Below are 20,696 nucleotides of genomic sequence, written 5' to 3' on the forward strand. Positions count from 1 at the left end.
GTTCCCCAGCCGACCCGCTCGCGGCCAGGATCAGCGGGCCAGATAGGCCGCGACCATCGGGCCGATCACCTCCCACGCCTCCGGGGTGGTGAGCCGGTTGTGCCCGAACTCGACGGGGCGGTCGTCGATCCGGCCCGCGATGTAGGGCCGCCAGGTGCTGACATTCGGGATGGGGTCGGGGTTGCCCGTGGCGGCGATGAACAGCAGGTCGCCGTCGAAGACCTCGTGCTCGTGGGCGGCGATCTGACGCAGCAGATGACACATGTCCCGGTAGACGTTCTCCAGTTCGGTTGCGGAGAAACTGATTCCGGCCGACTCCAGCAGTTCGGCCGCACGGTCGGCGGTGAGGTCGTCGAGTCCGGACGGGACGTCGATGCCGCCGAATTCGGCCAGCAGCAACGACAGCGGCGGAATGGCGGTGTCCTCCTGTACGGCGACGTCGGCGCGGGAGTCGAGCATGATCAGCGCGGGCACCTCCGCGCCCCGGCGGCGCAGTTCGACGGCCGTGGCGTGCGCCAGCGGACCGCCCGCCGAGTAGCCGAGCAGCTGGTAGGGGCCCTCGGGCTGCACGCGAAGGATCTCCTCGGCGTAGCGCACGGCCAGGTCGCGCACGGTGCGGTCGGCCGTCCCGCCGTCGGTCACGCCCGGGGACTGGATGCCGTAGATGGGGTTCACCCCGTCGATGTGGCGCACCAATCCGCCGTAGCACCAGGCCAATCCGATGGCCGGATGCACACAGAACAGGGCGGGCCCCTCGCCCTGCGGGCGCATGGGCAGCAGGACCCGCATCGACTGTTCCACGCCCGGTTGCGCGGCGGCTTCGCCGAGTCGTCGCGCCAGCGCGGCGGGAGTGGGATCGAGGAACATCCATTGCAGCGCCATCGGGATGCCGGTCGCCTCGCGCACCTGGGTGACGATGCGGACCGCGCCCATCGAGGTGCCGCCGATATCGAAGAAGTTGTCGTCCACCCCGACTCGCGGAGACTCCAGCACGGCTTCGAAGGCCGCGACGAGGATGCGTTCCTCCTCGGTGCGCGCGGCGCGATACCCGCGATGGACCGGAGCCTGCGCCGCCGGCCTCGGCTCCTCGTGGGGAGTCGCCGTCAGCACCGGCAATCCGGCCCCGGCGACCTCGATGGCGCCGACCGCTGCCAGGGGATCGGCCGTCATGGCGTCGAGGATGGCGAGGAAGCCGTCCGCCATGGCGGCGGCGGTGGACCGGTCGAACAGGTCGGTGGCGAAGGTGAGGGAGGCGGTCATACCCGCGGGCTCCCCCTCGGTCCCGAACTGTTCGGCCAGCATCCATTCGAGATCGAACTTGGAACCGGGCGCGGGCGCGTCGAGCGGGCGGACCGCCAGGCCCGGCAGCTCGGTGCGCTCGGTCTGTACGTTCTGGAAGGCCAGCAGCACCTGGAACAACGGGTGACGGTCGGTGGAGCGGACCGGGGCCAGCGCCTCCACCAGTCGCTCGAACGGCAGGTCCAGATTGCCGTAGACGGCCAGGTCGGCGCGGCGGACCGCGTCGAGGGTGGCGGCGAATCCGGCGGCGGGATCGACGTGCGAGCGCAAAACCACCGTATTGACGAACATGCCTACGAGGTCGTCGAATTCGCCGTCGCCGCGACCGGCGACCACCGAGCCGAGGGCGATGTCCGGGTGACCCGACATCCGCGCCAGCAGCACCGTGAGGGCGGCGTGCACCACCATGAACGGGGTAGCTCCGTGGGCGCGGGACAGCTGCTGCACGCGGTCTTGAACGGTTGCTGGAACGGTGAATTCGATGCGATCGCCGGCACCGGACGGCAGGGGCGGGCGGGGGCGGTCGGTGGGCAGCGCGTGGACCTCGGGCAGGCCGGCCAGGGTGGTGCGCCAGAACTCCAGCTGACGACTCGCGAGACTGTCGGGATCGGCCTCCGCGCCCAGCAATTCGTGCTGCCACAGGGCATAGTCGGCGTACTGCAGCGGCAGCGGCGTCCAGGCGGGCGCGACGCCGGCGGTGCGAGCGGCGAACGCGTACACGACATCTCGCGCCAAGGGCGCCATCGACCAGCCGTCGGCCGCGATGTGGTGCACCGCCAGCGCCAGCACCGTGCGTTCCTGCCCGACGTGGAGCACGCACACCCGCAGCGGGGTTTCGCGGGTGATGTCGAAGCCCCGCGACAGCTGGGCGATCAGCGCGGCGTGGATGCCGTCGGCGGTGACGTCGAGTTCGGTGATCGGCGTGGAACCCGGTGTCGGCGGCAGAATCCGCTGGTCCGGCAAGCCGTCGGGCCCGGCGGGGTAGATCGTGCGCAGCGTCTCGTGCCGGGCCACCACATCGTCGATCGCGGCGCGGAGGGCCGAGACATCGAGCGCGCCGTCGATCTCGAAGGCGCCGGGGATGTTGTAGAGCGGCGAGCCCGGGTCGTATCGATTGAGGAACCACATGCGCTGTTGTGCCGCCGAGAGCGGGATCCGCGCCGGGCGTGGCCGTGGTCCGGGCCGGGGGCGGTCGGACGCGGCGCCCGCCGCCACGAAGGCGGCCAGCTCGGCCACGGTCGGGGCGTCGAAGAGCGCCCGCACCGGCACGGCCGCGTCCAGGGCGGCGCCGACCCGGGCCACGACCCGGGTGGCGATCAGCGAATTGCCGCCGAGCGCGAAGAAATCGTCGTCGCGCCACACCCGATCGATGCCGAGCACCTCGGCGAAGGCCGCCGCCACCGCGGTCTCCACCGGTCCCTCGGGCGCCTGGTGAGCGCGGGCCTCCTGCTGCGGGGCGGGCAGGGCGTCCAGGTCCAGTTTGCCGTTGGCGGTGCGCGGCAGCTCGGGTAGCACCATGACCGCGGTGGGCACCATGTAGGACGGGAGTCGTTGCGCGGCGGCCTTCTTCAGCACGGCCGGTTCCGGCTCGGCCCCGGGTGCGGCGACCACGTAGGCGACCAGCAGGCCGCCGTGGCCGTCGTCGCGGACCACCGCGACCGCCCGCGCGACGGACGGGTCGGCGGTCATGGCCGCCTCGACATCGCCGAGTTCGATGCGCAGGCCGCGCAATTTGACCTGGGTGTCGGTGCGGCCCAGGTACTCCAGGTTCCCGGCGCGGCGGCGAACCAGGTCGCCGGTGCGGTACATCCGCTCCCCCGCGACGCCGTGCGGGTCGGCGACGAAGCGGGCGGCGGTCAGGTCGTAGCGGCCGAAATAGCCGCGGGCCAGCGGGATTCCGGCCAGATACAGCTCACCGACCACGCCGTCGGGGACCGGGCGCAGCCGCTCGTCCAGGACGAGGGCGCGCACGCCGGGCGCGGGGACGCCGATGGTGATCGATTCGCCGGAGCGCACCGGCCCGCCGACGGCCCACACGGTCGCCTCGGTCGGGCCGTAGTCGTTGAAGTGGTCGCGGCCCTCGGCGGCCCACGCCGTCACCAGTTCGGGCGGGCAGGGCTCGCCGCCGGTGACGATCAGGCGCAGATCGTCCAGGCCGGTGGGGTCCACGGTGGCCAGCGCCGACGGGGTGAGGGCGATGTGCGAGACGCGTTCCCGGGACAGCAGTTCCCCGAGTTCGAGTCCGGCGAAGACGGTGGGCGGCGCCACGACCAGGGTGGCGGCCGCGCCGACGGCCATGAGCAGTTCCACCACCGAGGCGTCGAAACTGGGTGACGCGACGTGCAGGACACGGGAGTCCGGGGTGATCTCGTCCCGCTCCCGCTGGGCGGCGGCCAGATTCGCGAGACCCGCGTGGGACACCACCACGCCCTTGGGTGCGCCCGTGGATCCCGAGGTGAAGATCACGTACGCGGGATTGGCCGTGTTCCTGTGGATTTCGGCGAGTGCGGGCGGGTTGTCGTCGGCGTCGGGCTCGTCCAGGCACCACCAGTGCACGGTGTCGGGCAGGCGGTGACGCTGGTCGGTGACGGTGAGACCGAGCCGCACGCCGGACACGTCGATGATGCGCGCGATGCGGTCGGGCGGGTAGGCCGGGTCCACGGGGACGAAGGCCGCGCCGGTGCGCGCGACGGCCCAGACCGCCACCACCGATTCGATGGAGCGCGGAATGCCCACGGCCACCAGGGTTTCCGGGCGGGCACCCGCGGCCGCGAGGCGGCGGGCCACCCGGTCGGCGCGGGCATCGAGTTCGCGGTAGCTCAGGCTCCGATCGCCGCAGACCACGGCGATGCCGTCCGGGTTGGCGGCGACGGCGTCGGCCATGATGTCGGCCAGGGTGCGCGGGGGTGTCACCGGGGCGCGGCCGCCGGCGAGGCGGTCCCGCTCTACCGGGGTGAGCAGGTCCAGATCGCCGACCGGGCGCGCGGATTCGGTCGTGATCTCACCCAGCAGGTGAACCAACCGGTCGGTGAAGTCGGTCATGGTGGCGGCGTCGAACAGGTCCGTGGCGTAGCAGCAGCGCAGCTCCAGGCCGTCGGCATCGCCGATTACGGTGAGGCTCAGGTCGAATCGGCTGTTGGTCTGCGGCAATTCGAGCGGGGCCACGGTCAGTTCGGGCAGGCGCAGTTCCGGCATGGGCAGGTTCTGGAACACCAGCATGACCTGGACCAACGGGTGGCGGGCCTCCGAGCGGGCCGGGGACAGCACCTCGACCAGCCGCTCGAACGGCACGTCCGCGTGCTCGAAAGCCGCCAGATCGGTGTCGCGCACACGATCCAGCAGTGCCCCGAATCCCTCGCCGGACCGCACGTCGGTGCGCAGGACCAGGGTGTTCACGAACATGCCGACCAGGTCGTCGAGTTCACGCACGCCGCGGCCCGCGACCGGGGTGCCGACCACGACATCGCCGGTCCCGCCGAGCCGGGCCAGCAGCACGGCCAGGGCGGCGTGCACCACCATGAACGGCGTCGCCCGATGCTCGCGGGCGAACCGGTCGATCGCGTCGCTCACGGTGCGGTCCACGCGCGCGGTGCATTCGGCCGCCTGATGCGAGGCGCGGGCCGGACGCGGACGGTCGGTCGGCAGCTCCAGATGATCCGGCGCCCCGGCCAGCGTGTCCGACCAGTAGGCGACCTGCCGGGCGGCCATCGAGCGGGCATCCTCTTCCTCGCCCAGCCGATCCCGCTGCCACAGGGTGTAATCCGCGTACTGCACGGGCAGCGGCTCCCAGGTGGGGACCTCGCCGGCCGCGCGGGTCGCGTAGGCGGCGGCCACATCCCGGGTCAGCGGGGCCATGGAGAATCCGTCGGTCGCGATGTGATGCGCGACGAGGACGACGACGTGGTCGTTCACCGCATCGGCGGAGGCGTCGATCCGGAAGACGCGAACACGCAGTGGGACAGCGGCCGTGACGTCGAAGCCGTCACCGATGGTTTCCGCGACCACCGTGGGCAGCGCGCCGGGGGTCACCGGAATCGGCGCGAGGTCGAGGGGGACCTCGTCGGCATCGAGGACGCGCTGCATGCCGACGCCGTCGATGTCGGGGTAGACGGTGCGCAGAGTTTCGTGGCGGTTCAGGACGTCGCGGAGTGCGGCGCGCAGGGCGGCATGGTCCAGGTGGCCTGTCAGGCGCAGGGCCACCGGCACGTTGTAGGCCGGGGATGCCGGGTCGAAGCGGTTCACGAACCACATGCGTTGCTGCGCCGGGGAGAGCGGAACCAGGGCGGGGCGCTCGGTTCGGGTCAGCGCCGGTGCGGCGGTGTCGGATTCGGTGGCGGTCAGGCGGTCGGCCAGTTCGGCGACGATCGGAGCCTCGAACAACAGGCGGACCGGGACCGTGCGGTCGAGATGCGCGGCCAGGCGGGCGGCGACGCGGGTCGCGATGAGGGAATCACCGCCGAGGGCGAAGAAGTCGTCACGGGCGCCGACGCGATCCAGGCCCAGTACCTCGGCGTAGGTTTCGGCGACGGTGAGCGCGAGGCCGGTGGGCTCGAGGTAGTCCGCCTGTGCCAGTGCGGGTTCCGGGAGGGCGCGCAGGTCCAGCTTGCCCGTCTGGGTGCGGGGCAGCTCCGGCAGGATCTGCAGGCTCGAGGGGATCAGGTAGCGCGGCAGCCGATCCGATGCCCAGGCCAGCAGGTCCGGCACCGGGATCGGAGCGTCGACGGTGACGTACGAGCACAGCGACATCGCCCCGGCCGGGTTCCGGCGGGCCACCGTCACCGCGGCGTCGACGCGCGGATGGGTGAGCAGGACGGCGTCGACCTCTTCCGGCTCCACCCGGATGCCGCGGATCTTGACCTGGTAGTCGGTGCGGCCCAGGTACTCGAAACCCGCTGCGGTGCAGCGCATCAGGTCGCCGGTGCGGTACATGCGCCGACCGGCGTCGAAGGGATCGGCGACGAAGCGGCTCGCGGACAGCGCCGCGCGGCTCGCGTAGCCGCGGGCCAGGCCCGGTCCGCTCACGTACAGTTCACCGATCGCGCCGAGCGGCACCGGTCGCAGCCAGCTGTCGAGGACCTGCATGGTCGTGCCGGGGACGGGTGCGCCGATGAGCGTCGTGGTGTCGGGTGTCATCGGGTCGCCGAAGCTCGCGGCGATGGTGGTTTCGGCCGGACCGTAGGAGTTCACCAGCGCGCAGTCGGCGCCGAAGCGGGTCACCAGGGCGGGCGGGCAGACCTCGCCGCCCATGATGACGGTGCCGACACCCATCAGGTCGGCGTGGTCGAGGGTGCCGAGCATGCTCGGCGTGCTGACCAGATGGGTGGCGACTCCCGCCCTGATCGCCGCGGCCAGTTCGGCCCCGGCGCTCGCTTCCTGCGGGGCGACGAGCAGCGTCGCCCCGGCGGTGAACGTGGACATCCACACCAGCATCGCGGCGTCGAAAGCCGGATTCAGGCAGTGCAGGACGCGCGCGTCACGATCGATCCCGCCGCGTCGCCGGGTCTCGGCCACCATGTCCGCGAGACCGGCGTGCGACACCACGACGCCCTTCGGCGTACCGGTGGATCCGGAGGTGAACACGACATAGGCCGCGTGCTCCGGGAGTAGGTGTGCGGTGCGATCCGCGTCGGTGACGGGCTCGGCGGACAGCGTGGCACACTCGGCGGCGAACTGTTCGTCATCGAGCCGCAGCCACGAGACCTCGTCGGGCAGATCGGTCTGCTCGGTGCCGGTGATGCCCAGCACCGCACCGCATTCCGTGGCGACGACACTGGTCCGGGCGGCGGGCTGGGTGATGTCGACCGGGACGAAGGCCGCGCCGGTCTTCGCGATGGCCCACACGGCGACCATGGACTCGATCGACCGCGGCAGGGCGACCAGTACGGTCCGCTCCGGTCCCGCTCCCCCGGCGATCAGCCTGCGCGCCAACTGATTCGCCGCAGCGTCCAGTTGCCCGTAGGTGAGTTCGCGAAGGTCCACCACGGCGGCCGGCGAGGAGGCAGCGCGGATCGCGACCGTGTCCGGGGACGCGCTGGAACCCAGGAGATCCGGTAGCAGGCGAGGCGCGCTCGCGGGCAGTCCGTGGCGGATCGCGGCATCGGCGTCCGGGGCCGCGCCGGTGAGCGTCGCGACGCGGTGGGTCGACGGTCCGGTCAGCGCGACGAGGAGGCGGGACAGGGACTCGGCGAGCGAATCGGCCTGGGCGGCATCGAAATAGCGGGGTGAGCGGGTGAGTTCGAGACGGAGGCCGTCATTGGCGTAGGCGGCCAGCGAGAGCGGGTAGTGGGTGCCGTCCTGGGCGCGCAGGTTGGTGACGGCGAGGTCGGCGTGCCGGGTGGCGGCGGCCAGGGTGGCCGCGTCCACCGGGTAGGACTCGAAGACCGTTGCCGTATCGAAGAGCTGGCCGCGGCCGGTGACGGCGTGGATCTCGTCCAGGCCCAGGTGCTGGTGTTCGGCCAGGGCGGCCTGCTCGTGCTGGACGCGGGTGAGCAGGTCGGCGATGGATTCAGCCGGGTTCAGGGTGATCCGGACCGGGACGGTGTTCACCAGCATGCCGACCATGCGGTCGGAGCCGGGGAGCTCGGGCGGACGGCCGGACACCGTGGCGCCGAAGACGATGTCCGTGGTCCCGGTCCGCTCGGCCAGCAACAGCGCCCAAGCGGCCTGAACCAGCGTATTGACGGTGACCTGGCAGGCCGCGGCGGTGCGGCGCAGGGCGTCGGGCAGGCCCCCGGGGAGCGGAACCTCGTGGGCGACCGGCGCGGTCGCTGCGGCGGCGCGCGGAGCGGTCGCTGCGGCGGCGCGCGGAGCGGTCGCTGCGGCGGCGCGCGGAGCGGTCGGTGCGATCAGGGTGGGGCCGTCGAGACCCGCCAAGGCTTGGGTCCACGCGGTGCGCGCCGGTTCGGCGGGACGGGCGGCCAGCCATTCGAGGTGGGTGCGGAACGGGACCGGGGTCGCGAAACCGGTGTCGTCACCGGAGGTTTCGTAGAGGCCGATGAGTTCCGCGAAGAGCAGCGGCATGGACCAGCCGTCGAGGATCAGGTGGTGGTTGGTGATGACCAGCCGGAAACGGCGCTCGCCCGCCGCGATGCACAGGAAGCGGATGAGGGGCGGGCGGTCCACCGCGAAGGGGACGCGCAGTTCGGCCGCGGCGAGGGCGTCGAGCTCCTCGGGGGTCGCGCCGATCGCCTCCCGATACTCACACGGGACCGCCACCTCGGCCGGAATCACCTGCACGGCACCGGCATCCGAGGCGATGAAGCCCGCACGGAGCACGTCGTGACGGCGGACCAGGGCTTCGGCGGCGGCCCGCAGCCGGTCCGGATCGAGGTCGGCTTCCACGTCGATGATCGCCTGGACCGAATAGCCGTCCGAACGGCCCTCGGCCAATTGGGCCTGGAACAGGAGGCCACGCTGCAACGGCGTCAGCGGCCAGGCGTCGGCGAGCCGGCCGAGAGTCCGTTCCCAGTTGTCGATTTCGGGCTGCGAGATCTTCAGCAGGGGCAGATCGGCGGGGGTCAGGCCACCGGCATCGGGTCGCTGGAGCAGCTCGGCGATCTCGCCGAGAGCCGAAAGCCAGGCGCGGGACAGTGTTTCCACGTCCTCGGCGGCGATCGCACCGGAGGCGTACTGCCACATCGCGCGAATCCGCGGCCCGGCCGCCGACTCCAGGGTGACGGCGTCCACCGACAGCACCGCCGCCAGCGGCATGGCCGGGTCGGCGTGTCCGCCCAAGCGGTCGCCGACCGCGATCGGCAGCCAGTCGCCCTCGATCTCGATATCGGGGATCTGGCCCAGGTAGTTGAAGCCGAGCTGCGGCTCCGGGAAGGCGGCGAGCTCGGGCGCCGTCTCGGGGTTCAGATAGCGCAGCAGTCCGTAGCCGAGGCCACTGCGCGGCACGGCGCGCAGCTGCTCCTTGACATTCTTCAGCACCGATTCCACCGGGTCGGGGCCCGAATCACCGTTCATGGCACCGTGTCCCAGCCGGACCGGCACCTGGGCGGTGAACCAGCCGACAGTCCGCGACAGGTCCGCTCCCGGGACGGCGGTCTCGTCACGACCGTGCCGCTCCACCGTGACCACGGTGCTCGCGGCCTCGGTTTCGCCGCGCCCGGCGCGCCAGCGGGCGAGCGCCATGGTCAAGGCGGCCAGCAGGGCGTCCTCGACGCCACAGCGATAGGTTCCGGCGAGCCGTGTGACCAGAATCGACGAGACGTCCTCCGGCACGTCGAGATCGACGCGAGCGGCGGTGCGGTGCGTGTCCACCACCGGGTCCAGCGCGCGCAGTCCGATCGGAGCGCCCTCGGCCAGTACGTCGCGCCAGTATCCGAGTTCTCGCCTCGGCCACGGCAAGTCCACCACCGCGTCGTCCGCGCCAGAGACGTCGGCGTTCGCCACGGCGGCCAGCGCGTACGACCACGTGCGCATCGACGTCCCCGTCTCGCGCAGTTCCGGGCGGGTACCGGAGACGGCTTGCGCCCAGGCGGACATCAAGTCGGGCAGCAGGATTCGCCACGACACCGCGTCACAGGCCAAGTGGTGGACGGCGATCGCCAGCCGTCCCGAGCGGCCCGCACCCGCGTCCAGCCAGGTCAGGGCGAGCATCGACCCCGAGCGCGGATCCAGCCGGTTGACCGCCGCCGCCAAGGCGCGGTCGATCGCGGCGGCGGTGATCACGACCTCGGATGCCGGCTCGCCGTTCCCGTCGCCCGCGATGCGTTGCACCGCGGCGCAGTCGATTCGGGTCAGCACGGTCGCGGCGTCGACGGTCTCCGGTGGGGCGACATCCAGTCGCAGCCCGCCATCGGTGGGGACGACGCGGGCCCGCAGCATGTCGTGGCGGTCGAGCACCGCTTGCACGGCGGCGAGCACCATCGCGGGTTCGGCCCCGACCGGGACCTGGACCACCATCGACTGGGCGAAATGCCGCCAGCCGGGACGGCTCGTGAGCCAGGACGCGACCGGTGTCAGCGGCATCCGGCCGACGCCACCGCCGGGGAGTTCGGCAAGGCGCTCGTGGCGATCCTCCAGATGGGTGACCACGGCGGCCAGACCCGCCGGGGTGCGATGCTCGAACACCTCGCGGGCCGAGAAGACCAGGCCCGCCGCGCGGGCGCGCGAGACCAGGGTGATGGCCATGATCGAGTCGCCGCCCAGGGCGAAGAACGAGGTGCCCGGGCCGACCTCGGGGATGCCGAGGACCTCGGCGAACAGCGTGCACAGCGCCCGTTCGGTCTCGGTGGCCGCCACCCCGGCGTCGACCGGTTGCGCCACAACGGGTTCCGGGAGCGCCCGCCGATCCACCTTGCCGTTCGCGGTGAGCGGCAGCGCGCCCAGCACGGTGACGGTCGCGGGCACCATGTACGGCGGCAGCCGGTGCGTGGCGTGATCCAGCAGCTCGGCCTCGGTGATCGCGTGCCCGGCGTGCGGCACCACGTACGCCGCCAGCACCGTGCCGCCACCGGGGCTCGGACGCGCCACGGTCACTGCGATCTCCACCCCGGCGTGCGCGTTCAGCGCGGCGTCGATCTCCCCCAGCTCCACCCGCATACCGCGCAGCTTGACCTGGAAATCACCGCGACCCACATACTCGAGCACGCCGCGCTCGGTCCAGCGCACCAGATCCCCGGTGCGGTACATCCGCGCCCCGGCCGCACCGTCCGGCGCGGGCAGGAACCGTTCGGCGGTGAGACCGGGACGGCCCGCGTACCCGCGCGCCACCCCCGGACCGCTCACGTACAGCTCCCCCGCCACACCGATCGGCACCGGGCGCAGCCAGCGGTCCAGCACCAGCATCCCCGCGCCCGGAATCGGATCGCCGAGCCCGGACTCGACGCCCGCGACCAGACCGCCCGTGTAGGTGACCGCCACTGTGGTCTCGCTGGGGCCGTACGAATTCAGCAGGTCCCGCCCGGTCCCGAAGCGCGCCACGATATCCGGCGGCGTCGGCTCACCACCCGAGGACACCGCGCGCACGCCGTCGAGCGCGTTCGACTCCAGCGTGGACAGCACCGCCGGGGTGGAACACACCTGGGTGATGCCGTAATCGCGGACCAGCCCGGCCAATTCGGCGCCGAGCACCGGATCCGGTTCGGCCACCACCAGCGTCGCGCCCGCGGCGAACGCCATCAGCCACTCCAGCACCGCCGCGTCGAAACTCGGGTTCAGGCATTGCAGGACACGGGAACCCGGATCCACCCGGTACGCGGACACGATCGCGGCGGCCAGACCGGCCAGACCGGAATGGGTCACCACCACGCCCTTCGGCACGCCCGTCGACCCGGAGGTGAAGACCACATAGGCCGGATTCCCGACCCGAGGGTGGCCACGAAGCTCATCGGCGGTCAACGGCAGATCCGACACCACCGCGTCGCCGGAGGCCGCGCCGCCGCCTCGCAGGAGATCATCCAGAACGATCCACGGCATCGAATCCGGCAGTTTCGCAGACGATTCCGAGAAGGCGAGACCGACCGTCGCGCCCGCCTCCGCCGCGATGTCGGCCAGCCGGGCCGCGGGCAGGGCCGTGCCCACGGGCACGAACGCCGCACCGGTCCTGGCCACCGCCCACAAGGCGACCACCGCCTCGATCGAGCGCGGCAGGGCCAGCAGGACCGTCGACTCCGGTCCCAGGACGGGCGCGTCCGGGCCGGACTCGGCGGCGCGCAATATCCGGCGCGCCAGCCGATTCGAGAGCGCGTCCAACTCGCCGTAGGTCAGTCGCCGGTCGGCGGCCATGACCGCGATCGCGTCGGGACCCGCGCGGTGCAGACCTGCGGCCAGGATCTCCGGCAGCAGGCGCGGTTCGGGTGCGGTCATCCCGTGCGCGCCCGCCAGCAGCGGCTTCTCGTCCGCCACCGTGTAATCCAGTTCGGCCACGGGGGTCCCGGCGTCCGCCGACAGCAGCGAATCGAGCAGCGCGAGGAACCGGCGGTGATGCCGGGCCAGCGAATCCTCGTCGTACAGCCGCGGATTCGCCGCGAAGTCGACATGGATCGGCGCGCCCGCCCCGTGCTGGTAGAAGTTGACGAACAGATCCTCGATCGGCCCCGACGTCACCACGTGCAGGCTCGATTCGACGCCCTCGAAATCGATCCCGGCCGGAAACAACATGATGTTGATGACCGGACCGGTCATCCCCCGCCCGAACTCGGCCCGCCGTTCCCCGTCATCCCCGGCCCGGCCGCCGTCATCGTCCCGCGAGCCGTCCTGGCGCATGTCCTCGTGGCGGAAGCGTTGGTGGCGTAGGGCTCCCGACGCCGCGACCCGGACCGCGTCCAGGACCTCGCCGACCCGCCCGGTGCGCGGCACCGGCACGCGCAGCGGCACCACATTGGCGATCATGCCGCCCGAACGCCGCAGCACCGCCGTGGTGCGGCCGGAGACCGGCAGGCTCAGGACCACGTCCTCGGTCGCGGTCAGGCGGGCGTAGTAGAGCGCGACCGCCGCCATGACCACGGTCGCCGAACTGGTGTCGAAACGGCGGGCGGCGGCTTCCAGCCGGGCGGCGGTGCCGTCACCCAGCTGGGCGCGGGCCTCGCGCCCCAGCGCGCACGCCGGGGCGGTGGCCGCGACCAGGCTGCAACGGTCGGGCATGCCCGCGGTGGCCTCGCGCCAGTAGTGCTCGTCGGTGACGTACCGGGAGGACTCCCGGTACGCCATCTCCGCCTCGTGCACTTCCAGCAGCGAGGCCGCGGTGCCGGGAGGCGCCGATTGCCCGCGCACCGCGGCGTTGTACAGCTCGGCGACCCGATACAGCATGGTCACCGAACCGAATCCATCGATGAGAAGGTGGTGAGCTCTGGTGTACCACAGGTGATGGGACTCCCCGACCCGGATCACCGTTGATACCCCGGCGTTCACGCCGAACAGGTCGATCGGCCGCGCCACGTCGGCGCGCATCCACTCCAGCGCCTCGGCGACCGGATCGGTGCGATCGGTGAGATCCAGGAACCCGATCTCGCGCTCCATCCCGGCGTCGACCACCTGACCCGGCCGACCCCCGGCCTCGACGAACCGCAGGACGCCCGAACCGAACTCACGCCCCGCCCGCACCGCCACCCGCCGCAGCGTCTCGATCTCCAGCGGCCCGCGCATCTCGATGTACTGGGCCTCCGACAACGGCACGGCCGGATCCAGCTGCTGGGCGTAGAACATCCCCAGCTGCGCGGGGGATAGCGGGAAGGTGTGTCCGGAAACGCGCGTCATCGATTACCGCCTAACTGCTGGTGGAACAGGATTCGTCGGCCGGCGCCACCTGGTAGGCGGGCACGCGGGAAGCGGGCCGGGAGGTCAAGCGCCGCACCATGACCGAGCGCACGTGCGCGGGCAGGGTCGGCGCGAACTTGCGCACGTAGGCGTCCGCCCATTCGGGGTCGTCGAGCAGGAACGGGAAGTCGGTGGTCATCATGGTGCGCACCACCAACATCGGCATCGGCGCGTCCAAGGGCCGATACTCCTTGTTCCACAGGCCCGGTTGATCACAGCCCGGATAGAATTGCCCGAGCATCGAGCCGCGCTCCACGAATTTGGTCTTGAATTCCTCGTGGATCTCGTCGATCAAGGAATAGTCGGTCAAATTCGGGAATACCGTGATCAATCCGCGCAGCACCGATGTGGAACTACCGTTCCCCGTGGGCAGTTCCGGATACAGCTCCAGGGCGTCGCGGACGATCGCGCGCATCCACATCGGCCGCGGTTCCGCCGCCGGCACCTGCGCCAGCCACAGCAGATCCCGCCGCATCGACGGCCGGACGTACGGGCAAACCGGCCCGTCACGGCCCAGTTCGTCACTGGGTTGGGTCAGAATGGAATCCGCCCAGGACCGGAACGCCGCCACCGTCGGCCGGGCGGCCGGGCAGGTTGATCCGATGTCCCCCAACGGGACCCATTGCAGCCCCGAGCGGGGGCCGATAACACGCTCGCTCATGACTCACCTCGGCTGATCGAGCTTCGGCAGGAGAAGGCGCCGTTGCCCACATACTCAAATAGTGGCCCGGTCATGGGTCGTTAACACGAGTAGTGGGTTACCCAATTTATCTATGACACTCCGAATTTCAACAGCGAGGAAATAAAGAAAAGACCGGTCAGGTATTGACCGGTCTTTTCAGTGGGACTGGGTTCAGGCGCCGATGAGGCGCGCGGCCAGGTAGCCCTCTACCTGATCCAGGGCCACCCGCTCCTGGGCCATCGAGTCGCGCTCACGCACCGTGACGGCGTGGTCCTCGAGCGTGTCGAAGTCGACCGTGATGCAGAACGGGGTGCCGATCTCGTCCTGACGACGGTAGCGACGGCCGATGGCGCCGGCGTCGTCGAAGTCCACGTTCCAGTTCCGGCGCAGCTGCGCGGCCAGGTCCTTGGCCTTCGGCGAGAGATCCGCGTTGCGCGACAACGGCAGTACGGCCGCCTTGACGGGAGCCAGCCGCGGGTCCAGGCGCAGCGTGGTGCGATCCTCCACGCCGCCCTTGGCGGTCGGCACCTGCTCCACGTGGTAGGCGTCGACCAGGAACGCCATCAGCGAACGGGTCAGACCGGCCGCGGGCTCGATGACGAACGGGGTGTAGCGCTCACCGCTCTGCTGGTCGAAGTAGACCAGCTCCTTGCCCGAGTGCTCCGAGTGCGTCTTCAGGTCGAAGTCGGTGCGGTTGGCGACACCCTCGAGCTCGCCCCACTCGCTGCCCGCGAAGCGGAAGCGGTACTCGATGTCCACCGTGCGGGTGGAGTAGTGGGACAGCTTCTCCTTCGGGTGCTCGTACAGCCGCAGGTTCTCCGGGTCGATACCGAGGTCGGTGTACCAGGCCATGCGGGTGTCGATCCAGTACTGGTGCCACTGCTCGTCCTCGCCCGGCTTGACGAAGAACTCCATCTCCATCTGCTCGAACTCGCGGGTGCGGAAGATGAAGTTGCCCGGGGTGATCTCGTTGCGGAACGACTTGCCGATCTGCGCGATGCCGAACGGCGGCTTCTTGCGCGCGGTGGTGGCGACATTGTCGTAGTTGACGAAGATGCCCTGCGCGGTCTCCGGACGCAGGTAGTGCATGCCCTCTTCGGACTCGACCGGGCCCAGGTAGGTCTTCAGCATCATGTTGAAGTCCTTGGGCTCGGTCCACTTGCCCACAGTGCCGCAATCCGGGCACACGATGAGCTCCATGGACACCGCGTCCGGATCGTCGAGCTTGTTCTTCTCGGCGTACGCCTCCTGCAGGTGGTCCTGCCGGTGCCGCTTGTGACAGTTGAGGCATTCCACCAGCGGGTCGTTGAACACCGCGACGTGACCCGAGGCCACCCACACCTGACGCGGCAGGATGATCGAGGAGTCCAGACCGACCACGTCGTCGCGGCTGGTCACCATGGACCGCCACCACTGCCGCTTGATGTTCTCCTTGAGCTCCACGCCCAGCGGACCGTAATCCCAGGCCGACCTCGTTCCGCCGTAGATCTCACCGCTCGGGTACACGAGACCCCGACGCTTGGCGAGATTGGCGACGGTGTCCACCTTCGACTTGGGTGCCACTGAACAGTTCTCCATCCGTATCCGGAAGATTGCAAAGGATTAGGTCCAGACTATCTGCCGCGAGCAAGCCACTTTGCACCCACTGCCCCCACAAGCAGGGGATGCAGCCCTGATCACAACCGGCCATATTGGAACGAGGACACCGGTCGGCACGCGGGGGTGCGCGATCCACAACAGCACAGGGGTGGGGCCATGCGAACGTACGGGAGCAAGTACACGGTGGCGCTCGCGATCGTGGCGGTGACGCTGCTCGGCAGCGCCGTTCTGCTCAATCGTCTCCAAGCCCGGCCAGCGGATGATTCGGGTTCGACGATCGCCACGACCGCGCCCGTGGACCTGGGCCACCCGTTCGCCAACACCCCGACCGCCACCTGGCCCGAAGGCGCGGCCGGAATCCAGCCGCCCGCCGCCGCGCCGGTCGGGCGCTACTCGGCCGCGACCGTGACCGCGGCCACCGACCGCGTCAAACAGCTGATCGTCACCGCCCGGCTGGATCAGCACGTGCTCGAAACCCAGGACGCCGAACCGGTGCTGGCCCTGCTGGCCACCCACCAGGTCGAGGACATCCGGCCGAAGCTGAAGTCCGGGAACGCGGCGGACACCTGGTGGCTGACCGAGAAGCTGGCGCCCGGGTATCGGCTGCTGCCGGTCTCGCCGCGGGTCGAAGGGTCCATGACGGTGGGGCTGAACGACAAGGGCGAGTTGGCGATTCGCACCGATTACTCGGTGGCGTACGCGTTCACGCCGCCGGACCACACCGGGTACGGGGCATACGACATCGTCGCGATGGTGCGACGGGTGGTCGAGTACGACTGGGTCGAGGACCCGACCTACGACGGCGGATCGCAGGGGATGTGGATCGGCGATGTCCAGGGCTTCGCGTATCCGGTCAACTGCTTCCTGGGGAAGAAGGGCTATCTGGCCCCCAACTACGGCAATCCGCCGTCCTTCGGCGGCACGCCGGACCAGCATCGGCCCGAGTACTACTTCGATCGGTCGATGCCGATGCCGCAGGACGGCAATTGCTGAGGCGACGCGCCGACTTCATGTTTGACATGCGTACCCGTGCATATAAGAATGGCATCGGTTTCCAATAAGGAGTTGGTTCGATGACCACGGACAGCGGTGCGCCTCTGCGGCGCTCGCACGTCGCGACCGAGGCTCCGGCCGCGATCCCCCACGACGAGTATCCGTACCGGTCGCCGCAGCCGCCGGTGGTGCCGTCGCGCACCATTCTCGACTCCGCCGGGGAACTGTTGCGCGCCCTCGCGGCGCCGGTGCGCATCGCCATCGTGCTGCAACTGCGGGAGTCGCCGCGCTGTGTGCACGAGCTCGTCGATACCCTCGGAGTGACCCAGCCGCTGATCAGTCAGCACCTGCGGATCCTGAAATCCGCGGGGGTGGTGCGCGGTGAGCGCACCGGGCGCGAGGTCATCTACGAGCTGGTCGACGAGCATCTCGCGCACATCGTCATCGACGCGGTCGCGCACGCCGAGGAAGGGTGAACCGTGGGAACAACCGAGAAGACGGTCGGGGTTCGCAGCACCCGTCAGCGCAGCGCCATCGCGGCCCTGCTGGCCGACATCGACGAATTCCGCTCCGCGCAGGAACTGCACGACGAACTCCGCAAACGCGGTGAGGGCATCGGCCTGACCACGGTCTACCGGACCCTGCAATCGCTGGCCGACGCCGGAATGGTCGACGTGCTGCGCACCGACACCGGCGAATCGGTGTACCGGCAGTGCTCGAGCGGACACCACCACCACCTGGTCTGCCGCCGCTGCGGCAGCACCGTCGAGGTGGAGGGCCCTACCGTGGAAGCGTGGGCCGACTCGATCGCCGCCGAGCACGGATTCACCGATATCAGCCACACCATGGAAATCTTCGGCACCTGCCGCGAATGCGGCGCCGCGAAGGGCTGACCAGCCGGAATCCCGTCCGGCCCACACAAATTCGCAACGGATGGGACAGGGCTGACATGGCATTGTCAGCTTGTTGAGAACGGATATTCGTTTTAATTTGGGCGCATGCCCAGAGTCAGCGATGCACACCTGGAACGCCGCAGACAACAGATTCTCGACGCCGCACAGACCTGCTTCGCCCGCAAAGGCCTGCACGCCACCACCATGCAGGACGTCTTCGCCGAATCCGGGCTCTCCGCCGGAGCGGTCTACCGCTACTTCAAATCCAAGAACGACATCATCGAGGCCCTCGCCACCGAAGCCACCGTCGACCTGCGCGCCACCCTCAGCGAAGCCGTCTACAGCGAACCGCTACCCACGCCGCCCGCACTGGTCCGGCTGATGAGCGAGGACATCGTCAAGCTCAGCGCACCCGGCGGGCCCGTGCGCGTCATCCCCCAGGCCTGGGCGCTGGCCCTCACCAACGCCAATATCGCCGATTACGTGCGCACCAATATCCTCGGCTTCCGCCGCCTGTGGTTCGACTACGCCAATCGCATGCGCGACGCGGGCTGGTTGCCCCCGGACGCCGACACCGACGCCATCGCCAAGATCTTCCTCGGGCTGCTGCCCGGGATCATCCTGCAGCACCTCATTCTCGGCGACGCCGATCCCGACACCTTCGCGCGCGGCATCACCGAGATGCTGCCCGGCTACCGCGACGCCGCCGGGGAACCCGAAACCGCCCGGGCCTGAACCGATCCCGGACGGCGACCCCCGTCAGGGCAGCAGGCCCTGGCGGGCACGGCCCGCACCGGAGAGCGTCAACAGCAGCAGGGTGGCCAGCGGCTCGTCCTCCAGCCCGGCGGCCGGGAAGGTGTAGCGCAGGATCACATCCGCCAGCTTGTCGCGCGACACCACGGTCAGCGTGCCGAACTGGAGCGCGGCATTGCGCTCGGCGACCCGCTTGTGCAGCTGCGGCTTCACCGGGCGGTCCCAGGCCAGAATGCACATGAGCGCCAGCACATCCAGGCCCGGCGACAGGTTCACCCCGCGCAGCGAGCACAGCGCGCCCTCGTATTCGAAACCGAGGGCGCCCTCCTCCTCGCGCACCTCCACGCCGTAGCGCAGCAGCAGCGCGCGGGCGCGGTCCTGCAATACCTCCGCGGGAGTGAGCTGATCGGTCACTTCACACCTCCGAAACGGCGGTCACGCTTGGCGTACTCCAGGCAGGCGTCCCAGAGATTACGGCGATCGAAATCGGGGAAAAGCGTTTCCTGGAACACGAATTCGGCGTACGCGGCCTGCCAGATCAGGAAGTTGGAGCTGCGCAGCTCACCGGACGGACGCAGGAACAGGTCCACGTCCGGCATATCGGGCTCGTCCAGGTACTGGGCGACGGTGGCCTCGGTGACCTTCTCCGGATCCAGCTCACCCGCGGCCACTCGGCGCGCGATTTCCCGTGCGGCGTCGGCGATCTCGGCGCGGCCACCGTAGTTGACGCACATGGTCAGGGTCATCACCGTATTGTCCTTGGTGAGCTCCTGCGCGACTTCCAATTCCTTGATCACGCTGCGCCACAGGCGCGGTCGCCGCCCGGCCCAGCGCACCCGCACACCCATCTCGTGCATCTCGTCGCGGCGGCGGCGGATCACATCGCGGTTGAAGCCCATCAGGAAGCGGACCTCGTCGGGGCTGCGCCGCCAGTTCTCGGTGGAGAACGCGTACGCCGACAGCCACTTCACACCCATCTCGATGCAGCCCTCGACGGTGTCCATGAGCACCGCCTCGCCGCGCTCGTGTCCCGCGGTGCGCGGCAGCCCGCGCTCCTGGGCCCAGCGGCCGTTCCCGTCCATCACCAGCGCCACATGCCTGGGCACGAACTCCGCCGGAATCGCCGGCGGCTTCGCCCCCGACGGATGCGGTGACGGCGGCCGCACAACACGCTGCTCAGTCGATGACTTCCGGTTCCCGATCACGCCCCCATCCTGCCCGACGCGCCACAGCGCCGGACGCCGCCCACTGGATTCACACCGGACCTCCACACCGCCGACACTCGTTCTCCGAATTCCGGCGCCGGACCGGCGGGTGTCCGGCCGGTCAGCCGATGGCGGCTTCGGTGCGGTCGACGGCCTCGTGGGGACGGGTGCGCTCGATGAGCGGGAGGGTGCGGAGCTGGCGTTCCAGATGCCATTGCAGGTGGGCGGCGATGAGGCCGCTGGCCTGGCGGCGCATGGCGTCGGGGACGGCGTCGACGCCGGACCAGTCGCCGCGATTGAGAGCGCTCATGTGGTCGAGGACGCCGAGCATCGGGGTGGCCGCGCCGGGCGGGCGGCAGTGCACGCAGACCGCGCCGCCGGCGGCGACGTGAAAAGCGCGGTGCGGGCCGGGGGTGGCGCAGCGGGCGCAGTCGTCGAGGGCCGGAGCCCAGCCCGCGAAACCCATGGCGCGCAGCAGGAACGCGTCGAGGATCAGTTCGTGCGGGCGGTGCCCCAGGGCGATGGCGCGCAGGGCGCCCGCGGTGAGGGTGTGCAGGCGGGCGGCGGGTGCGCCTTCCTCGCCCGCGAGGCGTTCGGCGGTTTCGAGGACCGCGCAGGCGGTGGTGTAGCGGCCGTAGTCGGCGACGATGTCGGCGGCGAAGGTCTCGACCGTGTGCACCTGGGTGACGGTGTCGAGATTGCGGCCGGGATGGAGCTGGATGTCGACGTAGGCGAACGGTTCCAGGCGGGCGCCGAACTTGGAGCGCGTGCGCCGCACACCCCGGGCTACCGCGCGCACCAGACCGTGCTGGCGGGTCAGGAGCGTGACGATACGGTCCGCCTCGCCCAGCTTGTGCTGGCGCAACACCACCGCATGATCCCGATACAACCGCACCGCAACAGTCTCGCACGCGGGACCGACCGGGCGGTGACGAGTCGCGGCGTGTATCGCGGCGGGGCGCGGTTAGAAGTTCGTTGGCCCGCGATTGGCGACTGAAACCAGGCTGA

10 protein-coding genes are annotated in these 20,696 nt (G+C 70.4%); 4 read left to right on the forward strand and 6 right to left on the reverse strand.

Annotated elements, in window-relative coordinates; translation table 11 throughout:
* Positions 1-30: 30 nt before the first annotated feature.
* From ABZ382_RS09420 to ABZ382_RS09430, 3 genes are all read right to left on the reverse strand, one after another.
* Positions 31-13,503 (reverse strand): amino acid adenylation domain-containing protein, encoded by a 13,473-nt coding sequence (locus ABZ382_RS09420; RefSeq protein WP_357086213.1) that lies wholly within the window; start codon positions 13,501-13,503, stop codon positions 31-33.
* Positions 13,504-13,513: 10 nt separating this feature from the next.
* Positions 13,514-14,224, reverse strand: coding sequence for a DUF6875 domain-containing protein (locus ABZ382_RS09425; RefSeq protein ID WP_357086215.1), 711 nt, complete (start codon positions 14,222-14,224; stop codon positions 13,514-13,516).
* A 192-nt stretch (positions 14,225-14,416) separates the two neighbouring features.
* Complete coding sequence (locus ABZ382_RS09430; protein WP_357086217.1) at positions 14,417-15,808, reverse strand: glycine--tRNA ligase; 1,392 nt, start codon at positions 15,806-15,808, stop codon at positions 14,417-14,419.
* A gap of 192 nt (positions 15,809-16,000) precedes the next feature.
* Between ABZ382_RS09430 and ABZ382_RS09435 the strand changes: the two genes are divergently transcribed.
* The 4 genes from ABZ382_RS09435 to ABZ382_RS09450 all read left to right on the forward strand — a co-directional run bounded on the left by ABZ382_RS09435 (position 16,001) and on the right by ABZ382_RS09450 (position 18,465).
* Positions 16,001-16,837: a hypothetical protein gene (locus tag ABZ382_RS09435; protein WP_357086219.1), complete on the forward strand. Its 837-nt coding sequence runs from the start codon at positions 16,001-16,003 to the stop codon at positions 16,835-16,837.
* An 80-nt stretch (positions 16,838-16,917) separates the two neighbouring features.
* Complete coding sequence (locus ABZ382_RS09440; RefSeq protein WP_213560109.1) at positions 16,918-17,313, forward strand: metalloregulator ArsR/SmtB family transcription factor; 396 nt, start codon at positions 16,918-16,920, stop codon at positions 17,311-17,313.
* A 3-nt stretch (positions 17,314-17,316) separates the two neighbouring features.
* Entirely contained in the window at positions 17,317-17,730 is a 414-nt protein-coding gene (locus tag ABZ382_RS09445) for a Fur family transcriptional regulator (protein WP_357086221.1), read from the forward strand.
* A gap of 105 nt (positions 17,731-17,835) precedes the next feature.
* The gene (locus ABZ382_RS09450; RefSeq protein ID WP_357086223.1) at positions 17,836-18,465 is read left to right on the forward strand and encodes a TetR/AcrR family transcriptional regulator; all 630 of its coding nucleotides are present in this window, start codon (positions 17,836-17,838) and stop codon (positions 18,463-18,465) included.
* 24 nt (positions 18,466-18,489) lie between these two features.
* Here ABZ382_RS09450 and ABZ382_RS09455 read toward each other — a convergent pair whose 3' ends face one another.
* The 3 genes from ABZ382_RS09455 to recO all read right to left on the reverse strand — a co-directional run bounded on the left by ABZ382_RS09455 (position 18,490) and on the right by recO (position 20,583).
* Positions 18,490-18,867 (reverse strand): hypothetical protein, encoded by a 378-nt coding sequence (locus ABZ382_RS09455; protein WP_357087305.1) that lies wholly within the window; start codon positions 18,865-18,867, stop codon positions 18,490-18,492.
* Between the two features lie 26 nt (positions 18,868-18,893).
* Positions 18,894-19,688, reverse strand: a complete 795-nt coding sequence (locus tag ABZ382_RS09460) for an isoprenyl transferase (protein ID WP_357086225.1) — start codon at positions 19,686-19,688, stop codon at positions 18,894-18,896.
* Positions 19,689-19,809: 121 nt separating this feature from the next.
* Entirely contained in the window at positions 19,810-20,583 is a 774-nt protein-coding gene (recO, locus tag ABZ382_RS09465; protein WP_357086227.1) for a DNA repair protein RecO, read from the reverse strand.
* Between the last annotated feature and the right edge of the window lie 113 nt (positions 20,584-20,696).

It is taken from the genome of Nocardia sp. NPDC005825 (assembly GCF_040630175.1).
GTDB lineage: Bacteria > Actinomycetota > Actinomycetes > Mycobacteriales > Mycobacteriaceae > Nocardia.